This is a genomic window from Streptomyces sp. NPDC091377 (genome assembly GCF_044757045.1).
Lineage (GTDB): Bacteria > Actinomycetota > Actinomycetes > Streptomycetales > Streptomycetaceae > Streptomyces.
Genome location: NZ_JBIVUE010000003.1, coordinates 465,396 through 476,187, shown reverse-complemented (window position 1 = coordinate 476,187; position 10,792 = coordinate 465,396). Strand labels below are relative to the sequence as shown.

The window sequence follows — 10,792 nt, the reverse complement described above, 5'->3', positions numbered from 1 at the left end:
GGGGGACCAGGTCCGTGCGACCGGGGCCGGGGGGACCAGGTCCGTGCGACCGGGGCCGGGGGGACCAGGTCCGTGCGACCGGGGCCGGGGGGACCAGGTCCGTGCGACCGGGGCCGGGGGGACCGGGTCAATGGGATCGGGTCAATGGGACCGGGTCAGGGGGGCGGAGTCGGGGCCGATCGGTCTCAGTAGCGATCGGCCTGCGGCGGACCGTCCGCGCCGGAGGCGTCTCCGTCAGCCCCCGCGCCTCCCCCGGCGGCACCCTGATCGCCCTCGCCGGCACCGCCGTCGCCCCCGGTGCCCAGGGTGGCGCCCACCTCCGCCAGCGCCGCCGTCACGGGCTGGAAGAAGGTCTCCCCGCCCGCCGTGCAGTCGCCGCTGCCCCCCGAGGTGAGGCCGACGGCATGGCCCTCCCGGGTGAACAGTGAGCCGCCGCTGTCGCCGGGTTCGGCGCAGACGTCGGTCTGTATGAGACCGGTGACGGTGCCCTCCGGGTAGTTGACGGTGGCGTTGAGGCCGAGGACCTGACCGTCGAAGAGGCCGGTCGTGCTGCCCATCCGGAAAACCGGCTGGCCGACGACAGCATCGGCGGCCTGGGTGATCGGGACCGTCCTGTCGCCCAGGTCGACCTCGCTCGGCGCCTGGGTGCCCGGGTCGTCGTACGTGACGAGCGCGTGGTCACCCGTCCCGGGGAAGACGGACTGCTCGACGGTGGCGACGGGGGCGTCGCCCAGGGTCTCGGACCACTGCTCGCCGACCTCCCCGCAGTGTCCGGCGGTGAGGAAGGCGGGGGTGCCGTCGTTCGCGGTGACGTTGAAGCCGACGGAACACCGGGCCTCTCCGGCGAAGATGGCGTCGCCGCCGGAGAGGAAGGTCCTGAAGGTGCCGGACGACTTCTTCAGGGTGGCCATGCCGTGGCCGAGGCGCTGGACGGTCGACTCCAGCACGTCCCAGCGCTCGCCGGTGACCGTGCTGTCGGCCGTGACGCGGAGCTTGTTGGTGCGCGGGTCGACGGCCCACGAGGTGCCGGGGATGGTCGCCTCGCTCCTCAGCGTCCTGGCGGCGGACATGAGTTCGGCGGTGCTGTTGTCCACCTCCCGAACGGCCGCGCCGGCCTTCTCGGCCCGGTCCACGAGCCTGTCGTCGTACCCGGCGACATTCACCACGAGTTGCCGTTCACCTTCGTCGTAATAGGAGCCGGCGAAGGCCGCGCCGAGGTCTCTGGCGACGCGGGTGGCGAGCACGGAGGCGTCCTGCGCCTTGAGGGTCCGGGGCGTCGGCGGGTCCGACGCTCCGTCCTGCGAGGCGTTGGCGTGCGGCAGCAGGACGGCCGCCGCTCCGATCACGACGACACTGCTCGCCGCGATCGCGGCCTTGCGCTTCGGGGTTCTCTTGTGAGTCAACTTCGTTCCTCCTGGGCACAGTTCCGCCCGGCGCGACGGCGGCGGACGGGGAGTCTTGAATGGCCACTCGTACGCAAAGGGCGTCGGGGCCGTTCAATTCCTCTCACACCCGAGGGAGTCGGCGGCCGAAATCCGCCGTCGGATTTCTCCGCGGCCCGACAAGGGTCCAGGGCGGCCACGTTCCGCGTTCACCCGGCCACGCACCGCCGATGTCGCGGGCCCGGCTCCCCCGGTCGGTGAATCTGCACATCGGATGCCCAGCGGGGTCACCGCAACCTGGGCTTCTGCACAATTCCGCACGCCCCCGCCCGTCCGTTGCGACCGGAGTGCCGGATTCGCCGCGCCCGGTCCGCGGTGGAGGCCGCACCCGGCGGTCGAGCCCTGTGAAGAAGTCGCCACCAAGGCGTGCCCGACCGTGCCGGGCCGGTCACCGCCTGGTCTCAAGTGCCCTGGTGGGACAGGGGTTTGAGTGGAGCCGTGCGGACGGCGCGTGCTTTGATCCATCGCACCGCAGGGACCGCGACAGCGTCCTTGCGACGGGCACCGAGCATCTGCGTGCACGGCCGCCCGGCTGTCCCCGGAGGGGGCCGCTCCCCCTTGACGAAGATCCATACGAAGGGAAGTTCCATCATGAACTCCACCCCCCAGGTCGAGACCGTCGAGATCTCCGACGCCGAGCTGGACAGCGTCTCCGGTGGCCTGTCGGTCAACGCCGTCGGCACCCTCACGGGCGCGGTGGACGACATCGCCCCGGTCTCCGGCGTGGTCGACACGGTGGTGGGCACCGTCGAGGGTGCCACCGGGCTGAACACCGCCCCGGTCACCAACCTGGTCGCCGGTCTCTGACCCGACCCGTCGTGCCATCCGGTCCCGGAGCCGTCATCCCGGCTCCGGGACCCCCGGGCCGCCCGCGCCCCACCGGGCCGCCCGCCGTCTCCTGCGTCCTCCGCGTCCTCCGCGTCCTCCGTGTCCTCCGGTGAGGGAAGATCCGTGCAGTTCCGCCGACAGGCCCTCACCAAGCTCCAGTCCCCCGACGAGCTGGACCTGCCGGTACGGCTGGCCCGTCCCGAGGGCCGGCTCGTGCTGTCGGTGACCGTCGCGGCGTTGGCCGCCGCCGCCGTGTGGGCGGTGACCGGTTCGGTCACCTCGACGGTCAGCGCCCCCGCCGTCCTCACCCACGGCCGGGGCAGTTACGTCCTCCAGAGCCCCGTCGCCGGTCAGGTGACGGAGATCCTCGCGAAGGAGGGCGAGTGGCTCCCCGCCGACGCCCCCGTCCTCACCGTCCGTACGGCGGACGGCGAGAGCCAGGTCCGTACGGTGGCCGCCGGCCGGCTGACCGCGCTCGCCGCGACCGTCGGCCAGATCGTCACCACCGGGGCGGACATCGCCGCCGTGGAGAAGGGTGCCCGCGCCGACGACCCGCTGTACGCCACCGTGTACGTCCCCGCCGAGAACGCCGCGTCCATCGAGACCGGCACCTCGGTCGACCTCACCGTGCAGACCGTGCCGGCCCAGGAGTACGGGGTGCTGCGCGGCCGGGTGGAGTCGGTGGCCCGCACGCCTCGGTCGGCCCGGCAGATCGGCGCGTTCCTCGGCGACAGCAGACTCGGCGAGCAGTTCACCGAGAAGGGCCGCCCGGTCGCCGTCACGGTACGGCTCGACAAGGCGGCCGGCACCAGGAGCGGATACCGGTGGTCGACGGCCGAGGGACCGCCGTACCCGCTCACCACCATGACCATGGCCTCGGGCTCCGTCCGGCTGGCCGATCAGCGCCCCGTCGATTGGCTGCTGCCGTGAGCGCCCAGGAGTCGCCGTGACCACCACCCGGGGGACGAGGAGCAGGCGCCGGGCCGCGCCCCCCGCGCGCAAGGTGCCGAAGGCCCGGGGACGGTCCGTGCGGACCCCGACGGTGCTCCAGATGGAGGCCGTCGAGTGCGGTGCCGCGTCCCTCGCGATGGTGCTCGCACACCACGGCCGGCATGTCCCGCTGGAGGAACTGCGCGTCGCCTGCGGAGTCTCCCGCGACGGATCACGCGCCGGTAATCTGCTGAAAGCCGCGCGCGGGTACGGCCTCACCGCCAAGGGCATGCAGATGGACCTGACCGCGCTCGCTGAGGTACCCGCGCCGGCCGTGCTCTTCTGGGAGTTCAACCACTACGTCGTCTACGACGGCATGGGCCGCCGCCTCGGCCGCCGCGGCGTCTTCGTCAACGACCCCGGCAAGGGCCGCCGGTTCGTTCCCATGGAGGACTTCGACGGCAGTTTCACCGGGGTCGTGCTGACCATGGAACCGGGCGACGGCTTCACGCGCGGCGGGCGCAGGCCCGGGGTGTGGGGCGCGCTGCCCGCCCGGCTGCGGGGCACCGCGGGCGCCCTCCCGGTCGCCGTGCTGGCGAGTCTGCTGCTGGTGCTGGTGGGTGCGGCGGTGCCCGCGCTGAGCCGGACGTACATCGACCTGTTCCTGATCGGCGGACAGACCTCGCCGCTGGATGTGCTGTTCCTGTCGATGGGCGCGTGTGTGCTGTTCACCCTGGTGCTGACCTGGTTGCAGCAGGCGAATCTGCTGCACGGCCGGATCATCTCCTCCACGCTGTCCAGCGCCCGCTTCCTCCGGCATCTGCTGCGGCTGCCGGTCACCTTCTTCGCCCAGCGCAGCCCGGCCGACCTGGTGCAGCGGCTCCAGTCGAACGACGCCGTCGCCGAGACCCTGTCCCGAGATCTCGCGGCGGCGGGCGTGGACGCGGTGGTCGTGGTGCTGTACGCCGGGCTGCTCTACACCTACGACCCACAACTGACCTTCGTCGGGATCGGCGTGGCTCTGCTGAACCTGGTCGCCATGCGGGTGGTCGTCCGGCTGCGGGCGACCCGTACGGCCAAGCTGCGGGCGGACAGCGCGCGGCTCACGCACACCGCCTACACGGGGCTCCAGCTCATCGAGACGATGAAGGCGACCGGCGGCGAGGACGGCTACTTCCGCAAGTGGGCCGGGCAGCACGCCACCACGCTGGAGGAGCAGCAGCGGCTCGGGGTGCCGAGCGCCTGGCTGGGCATGGTGGCGCCGACGCTCGCGATGCTCAACAGCGCGCTGATCCTGTGGATCGGCGGGCTGCGGGCCATCGAGGGGCATCTGTCGGTGGGGCTGCTGGTGGCGTTCCAGGCGCTGGTGACCCGGTTCACGGCGCCGCTGACCCGGCTGAACGCGGTCGCGGGCCGGATCCAGGACTTCGCGGCGGACGTGGCGCGGCTCAAGGACGTGGAGAACTTCCGCGCCGACCCGCTGCATCTGCGGACCGGCGGGGAGTCGACGCGCCGGCTGCACGGCCATGTGAAGCTGGAGAACGTCTCCTTCGGCTACAGCCCGCTGGACCCGCCGCTGCTGACCGGCTTCGACCTGACGGTGGGTCCGGGGCGGCAGGTGGCGCTGGTCGGCGGTTCGGGCAGCGGCAAGTCGACGGTGTCCCGGCTGATCGCGGGCCTGTACCAGCCGTGGGAGGGCGTCATCCGGATCGACGGGCGGCGGCTGGAGGACATTCCGCGGGGCGCGCTCGCGGCGTCCGTCTCCTTCGTGGACCAGGACGTGTTCCTGTTCGAGGGCTCGGTGCGGGACAACGTGGCGCTCTGGGACCCGTCGATCCCGGACGACGCGGTGGCGGCGGCGCTGCGCGACGCGGCGCTGTACGACGTCGTGATGCGTCGGCCCGGCGGTCTGCGCAGCCGGGTCGAGCAGGACGGCCGCAACTTCTCCGGCGGGCAGCGCCAGCGGCTGGAGATCGCGCGGGCGTTGGTGCGCCGGCCGAGCATTCTCGTGCTGGACGAGGTGACCAGTGCGCTGGACGCGGAGACCGAGCTGGTGGTGATGGACAATCTGCGCCGCCGGGGGTGCGCGTGTGTGGTGATCGCGCACCGGCTGAGCACCGTGCGCGACAGCGACGAGATCGTGGTCCTCCAGCACGGCTCGGTCGTGGAACGCGGGCGGCACGAGGAGTTGGTGGCGCGCGGCGGTGTGTACGCGGCGCTGGTCAGGGAGCGGTGAGATGACGTCCGAGGGCTCCGACGGCGGGGGCGATCCGGTGCTCGGGGCGCTGGGCGGGGCCGGCACCCGGCTGGACCCCGCCGGTCATCAGCGGCTCGACCTGGCGGGGCCGCAGGTGCTGTGGCTGGTCGAGGCGGGCGCGCTGGACCTGTTCGCGGTGGACGCGGCGGCCCGGGGCCACTGGCATCATCTGGGCCGTCTGGAGGCGGGCTCCCTGCTGCTCGGCCCGGTGACCGGCCCCCGGCACACCCTGGTCGCCCGTCCGGCGCGTGACTGTGTGGTGCGCCGGATCGGGCTGCGGGAGCTGTACCGGCCCGCGACCACCCAGACCTGGGCCTACGACGTCCACGGCACCCCGCAGTACGTGCCCCCGACGACGAGTGCGCTGGAGTACGCGCTCGCGCTGGGCGTCGGCCGGGGCCTGTCGGTGCTGTTCCAGGCGCCCACGGCGGACGAGCGGCCCGCGGAGGTGTCCGCCGACGACGATGTGCTCTGGATGCAGGTCCCGCCCGGCAGCGTGCAGTACGGCGCGCTGTACGGCGCTGAGGCCGCCGCCGATCTGCTGATGGACCCGGCGCTGTGGCAGAGCCTGGTCGATCAGCAGTTCCGCCTGCTGACCGCGCTGGACCGCTGGATCGAGCAGGTGGAGCGCACCCACGAGACCCGGGCGGCGGCCGGGATCAGGGCCGGTGAGGCGGTGCGCGACGCGGCGGACCGTACGCTGCTCGCCGCGATCGGCGGCACCTCCGCCCGGCGCGCGACGGCGGCCGACGCCGATGCCACGTACGCCGCCTGCCGGTTGGTCGCCCGTGCGGCGGGGATCACGCTGGCCGAACCGGCGCAGGGCGGCGCGGAGAGCGACCGGCTGGATCCGGTGGAGCGGATCGCGCTGGCCTCGCGGCTGCGCACCCGCCCGGTACGGCTCGACGGGCGCTGGTGGCGGGAGGACGTGGGCCCGCTGGTGGGGCACCGGGCGCTGTCCGGGGCGCCGGTGGCGCTGCTGTGGCGGCGGGGCGGCTATGTGGCGGTGCATCCGGCGACGGGGCGGGAGACATCGGTCGGGAAGGCGAACGCGGCGGAGTTCGAGCCGCGCGGTGTGATGTTCTACCGTCCGCTGCCCGATCGGGGGCTGGGTCCGCTGGGGCTGATGCGGTTCGCTCTGCGCGGCACCCGACGCGATGTCATCCGGCTGGTGCTGAGCGGGCTGGTGACGGTGGCGATCGGCGCGCTGGTGCCGATCGCGACCGGCAAGGTGCTCGGCGCGTTCGTGCCGCAGGCCCGCTCGGACCTGATCGTGCGGGTCTGTCTGGCGGTCATGGTCTCCAGTGTGGTCGCGGCGGCGTTCATGCTGCTCCAGAATCTGACGATCCTGCGCCTTGAGGGCCGGATCGAGGCCACGCTCCAACCCGCGGTGTGGGACCGGCTGCTGCGGCTGCCGACCGGGTTCTTCACGGGCCGTTCCACCGGGGAACTGGCCTCCGCCGCCATGGGCGTCAGCGCGATCCGGCGGCTCCTGGCGGGGGTCGGTCCGGTGCTCGCGCAGTCGGTGACGGTGGGGGTGATGAACCTGGGGCTGCTGCTGTGGTTCAGCGTGCCGATGGCGCTGGCGGCGCTGGGTGTGCTGGTGCTGATCGCGGGGGTGTTCCTGGGGCTCGGGCTGTGGCAGGTGCGCTGGCAGCGGCGGCTGGTCGTGCTCACCAACCGGTTGAACAACCAGGCGTTCCAGACCCTGCGCGGGCTGCCGAAGCTGCGGGTCGCGGCGGCCGAGAACTACGCGTACGCGGCCTGGGCGGACGCCTTCGCGCGCAGCCGTGACCTCCAGCAGCGGGTGGGGCGGATCAAGAACCTCACGGCGGTGCTCGGCGCGGTCTGTCTCCCGGTCACCTCGCTGCTGATGTTCATGCTGCTCGCCGGGCCGGCGCGGGGTTCGATGTCGGCGGCGGACTTCCTGGCGTTCAACGCGTCGGTGACCATGCTGCTGACCTCGGTCACCCAGCTCACGGGGGCGTTCGTGTCGCTGGTGGGCGCGCTGCCCCTGTACGAGGAGATCAGGCCGGTCCTGTCGGCGACGCCCGAGGTCCGCGCGGCGAGCACCCGGCCCGGTGTGCTGTCCGGGGCGTTGGAGGCGCGGCGGCTGTCCTTCCGCTACTCCGAGGACGGGCCGCTCGTCCTGGACGACGTCTCCTTCGAGGTGCGGGCGGGCGAGTTCGTGGCGGTGGTCGGCCCGAGCGGCTGCGGCAAGTCGACGCTGCTGCGGCTGCTGATCGGCTTCGACCGTCCGGTGTCGGGCAGTGTGCTGTACGACGGTCAGGATCTCGCGGCGCTGGACCGGTCGGCGGTGCGGCGCCAGTGTGGGGTGGTCCTCCAGCACGCGCAGCCGTTCACGGGCTCGATCCTGGACGTCATCCGGGGCGCCGAGCCGTACTCGGCGGAGGAGGCGATGGCGGCGGCGGAGATGGCGGGGCTGGCCGAGGACATCCGGCGGATGCCGATGGGGCTGCACACGGTCGTCGCGGGCGACGGGGCGGTCTCCGGTGGCCAGCGGCAGCGGTTGATGATCGCGCAGGCGCTGATCCGCCGGCCGCGCGTCCTGTTCTTCGACGAGGCGACCAGCGCGCTCGACAACGAGACGCAGCGGCGGGTCATCGAGAGCACCAAGGCGCTCGACGCCACCCGGATCGTGATCGCCCACCGGTTGTCCACGGTGCTGGACGCCGACCGGGTGATCGTGATGGAGCACGGCAAGGTGGCCCAGCAGGGCCCGCCCGCGCGGCTGCTCGCGGACCCGGGCGGCCGGCTCCACGAACTGGTGCGGCGGCAGTGGGCGTGAGGGGCCCGGGGCCGGGGTCAGTCCGCGCGCGGGACGGGGGCACCGGAGGGCACTCCGGCGTCGAGGTAGGCGGCGTAGTACGCCTTCCAGGGCTCGGTGAGCCCGGCGTGCGGGCCGGTGAACCCCACCCCGTGGGCCTTGGCGTCGAGGGCCGAGAGACAGACCTCCCAGCCGGCGCCGTTGCGCGCCGCGGTGTCCTCGGCGATCAGCACGTTGGTGAGGGTGAAGCGGGTGCGCCCGGTGTCGAGCGGTTCCAGGTCGAAGTGGAGTTCGTCGCCGCCCCAGTCGAAGGAGAGATGGCGGGGCGGCTCGACGGCGATCACCCGGCCGGGGAAGTCCTCCATGGCCGGGTCGCCGGTGAAGCTGACCAGGCCGCCCGGCCGCAGTTCCATCTCGGCGCGGGCGGGGAACCATCCGGCGAGTTCGTCGGGGTCGGTGACGAAGTGCCAGACCTTGTCGACGGGGTGGTCGTAGACCCGGCTGAAGCGGACGGCCGGGCGGCCGTCGTCGAGGGTCAGGAAGGTGCCGGTGAGGTCGGTGTGCTCGGCGGTCATGGCGCTCAGTCCTTCGGTGGGGGTGAGGGGGTTCCGGTGGGGTCCGGTGCTTCGTCCAGACGGTGGCCCAGGGTGTCGAGGCTGCGGTTCCACAGCCTGCGGTAGGGCGTGAGCCAGGCGTCGAGGGCGGCGATGGGCGCGGGGTCGAGGGCGTAGACGCGCCGCTGGGCGTCCCGCCGTACCCGCACCAGGCCCGCCGCGCGCAGCACCTTCAGATGCTTGGAGGTGCTGGGCTGGCTCAGTCCGCAGCGCTCCACGATCTCACCGACGGGCCGGGGCCGCTCCAGGAGCAGCGCGACGATCGCCCGCCGGTGCGGATCGGCGAGGGCGGACCAGAGCGAGTCGTCGGACATGCCTCCAATATGCCTCGGCGGTTATATGCCCGTCAAGGCATGCAAGCGTCGGCCGACACGGACGCGCCCCGGGCGAGGTGCTCGCCCGGGGCGCGAAGACTTGAGAGGGTCGGCGGGCGGCCCCACTCCGCCCACCGACCCTCTGTGCGAGACCGCGGATGTTCCCGTGCCGGGCACCCGCACTCCCCATTCGCGGGCCTTCCCACACACCCACGGGGATCCACGGCCTCGGTCCATGGGGGCCGGTCGGGAGCGACCGGCCCATGGCCTCCTAGAAGGCGAAGAAGCCCGCCCCGTACGACCGCATCACGCAGTCGTTGGAGAAGGTGCGCTCGTAGGCGACGCGGTGGCCCTGCCAGACGCCGTTGACGGTGACGACGACCGGGCGGTAGTCACGGGTGCACAGCACGCCGGGCTCGCTGACGAGGGCGTCGAAGTCGCCGCGGGCTCTGGTCAGTTCGGTACAGGCTCCGGCGGGCGCGGGGTGCGTGCCGCTCGGCGTGGGCGTACAGCTCAGGGTGACCGCACGGTCGGGGCCGACGGCGGTGGCGACCTCACCGCGGGCGACGGTGAGCACCAGGGCCGACGGGGCGTAGAGCGAGGCGGGAGCCGGGGCGGCGACGGCGGCCCCGGTGAGGGGCCCGCTGACGGCCGTGACGGCGAGACCCAGGGTCGCCGCCCAGCGCGCGGTGTTCCGCATTGTGTGCATCCTTCCGCTTGATTCGACGGGTGCCGGTCCGTGCCCGGTGGGGCCAGGAGCGGCGAGCGCGAGTCTGCCGAGTCCGGCGCCGAAACTCATCTCGACCCCATCCCTTTCAGTAACCTTGCGTATTGAATCAGTGGCGTGAAGTCACGGAAGCGGAACGACACGGCCGCGATTCCATGCGGCTCTTGATCGTCGGGGCTGGCCGAATGGTCGCTTTGTCCAGGCTCTTTAATCGGCCTGAAACACTCCGATTCCGCTGTCGGCGGACCGGACCGGAAGACCTTGCCTTTCTGACGCAATGGAGTAATCGTCATTACATGATTACTTCGGAGCAGATGGAGAAAGTACGCGGCTGGTTCGCGGGCCGGCTGCCCGACGACCTCTTCGAGGAGGTCACCGAGGTGACGGCCGACCGCGAGGAGATCACCGTGATCGGCCGGATCGCCGAACCCCGGTCGGCCGAGGACGCCTCGGCCGCCGAGCGGGAGGCGGCCATGCAGGGACGCGTCCAGGAGTTCCGGGAGCGGACGCGGGAGGCCCGGATGGCGGTGGCCCGCGAGGCGGAGCACCGGTTCGGCCGCAAGGTGTCCTGGGGCGTGGTGTGCGGCACCGAGCGCGCCCTGTTCACCCATGTCGCCGCCCCGGTGATGACCCGGCTGCGCCAGCCGGAGCGCCGGGTCCTGGACACGCTGATCGCCGCCGGGGTGGCCCGCAGCCGCAGCGAGGCACTCGCCTGGTGCGTACGGCTGGTGCAGCGGCACGAGGACGACTGGCTGACGGAACTGCGCGAGTCGCTGGAGCATGTGCAGCGGGTACGGGCCCAGGGGCCGGACGCGGCGGACGGCACCGAGCCGGAGGGCGCCGGCCCCGCAGCGTGAACCCCGATTGTCAGTGCCGGGGGCTACGTTGCCGC

9 protein-coding genes are annotated in these 10,792 nt (G+C 72.8%); 5 read left to right on the top strand and 4 right to left on the bottom strand.

What is annotated here, in order from left to right; translation table 11 throughout:
- Positions 1 to 185: 185 nt before the first annotated feature.
- Positions 186 to 1,403 (bottom strand): S1 family peptidase, encoded by a 1,218-nt coding sequence (locus ACIQNG_RS09830; protein ID WP_401483684.1) that lies wholly within the window; start codon positions 1,401 to 1,403, stop codon positions 186 to 188.
- 630 nt (positions 1,404 to 2,033) lie between these two features.
- On the opposite strand from ACIQNG_RS09830, the gene ACIQNG_RS09825 reads away from it, so the two are divergent.
- From ACIQNG_RS09825 to ACIQNG_RS09810, 4 genes are all read left to right on the top strand, one after another.
- On the top strand, positions 2,034 to 2,249 hold the full coding sequence (locus tag ACIQNG_RS09825) for a type A2 lantipeptide (protein ID WP_401431756.1): 216 nt from the start codon (positions 2,034 to 2,036) through the stop codon (positions 2,247 to 2,249).
- Positions 2,250 to 2,393: 144 nt separating this feature from the next.
- Positions 2,394 to 3,200: an HlyD family efflux transporter periplasmic adaptor subunit gene (locus ACIQNG_RS09820; protein WP_401483682.1), complete on the top strand. Its 807-nt coding sequence runs from the start codon at positions 2,394 to 2,396 to the stop codon at positions 3,198 to 3,200.
- A gap of 16 nt (positions 3,201 to 3,216) precedes the next feature.
- On the top strand, positions 3,217 to 5,436 hold the full coding sequence (locus ACIQNG_RS09815) for an NHLP family bacteriocin export ABC transporter peptidase/permease/ATPase subunit (RefSeq protein WP_401483681.1): 2,220 nt from the start codon (positions 3,217 to 3,219) through the stop codon (positions 5,434 to 5,436).
- Between the two features lies 1 nt (position 5,437).
- The gene (locus ACIQNG_RS09810) at positions 5,438 to 8,266 is read left to right on the top strand and encodes an NHLP bacteriocin export ABC transporter permease/ATPase subunit (RefSeq protein WP_401483679.1); all 2,829 of its coding nucleotides are present in this window, start codon (positions 5,438 to 5,440) and stop codon (positions 8,264 to 8,266) included.
- Positions 8,267 to 8,283: 17 nt separating this feature from the next.
- Here ACIQNG_RS09810 and ACIQNG_RS09805 read toward each other — a convergent pair whose 3' ends face one another.
- The 3 genes from ACIQNG_RS09805 to ACIQNG_RS09795 all read right to left on the bottom strand — a co-directional run bounded on the left by ACIQNG_RS09805 (position 8,284) and on the right by ACIQNG_RS09795 (position 9,873).
- Positions 8,284 to 8,820 carry an SRPBCC family protein gene (locus tag ACIQNG_RS09805; protein WP_401483678.1) on the bottom strand — a complete coding sequence of 179 codons (537 nt, stop codon included), beginning with the start codon at positions 8,818 to 8,820 and terminating at the stop codon, positions 8,284 to 8,286.
- Positions 8,821 to 8,825: 5 nt separating this feature from the next.
- Entirely contained in the window at positions 8,826 to 9,173 is a 348-nt protein-coding gene (locus tag ACIQNG_RS09800) for an ArsR/SmtB family transcription factor (protein WP_401431744.1), read from the bottom strand.
- A 271-nt stretch (positions 9,174 to 9,444) separates the two neighbouring features.
- Positions 9,445 to 9,873, bottom strand: a complete 429-nt coding sequence (locus ACIQNG_RS09795) for a subtilase-type protease inhibitor (RefSeq protein ID WP_401431741.1) — start codon at positions 9,871 to 9,873, stop codon at positions 9,445 to 9,447.
- 323 nt (positions 9,874 to 10,196) lie between these two features.
- Here ACIQNG_RS09795 and ACIQNG_RS09790 point away from each other — a divergent pair, with 323 nt between their 5' ends.
- Complete coding sequence (locus tag ACIQNG_RS09790; RefSeq protein ID WP_401483675.1) at positions 10,197 to 10,757, top strand: hypothetical protein; 561 nt, start codon at positions 10,197 to 10,199, stop codon at positions 10,755 to 10,757.
- Positions 10,758 to 10,792: the final 35 nt, after the last annotated feature.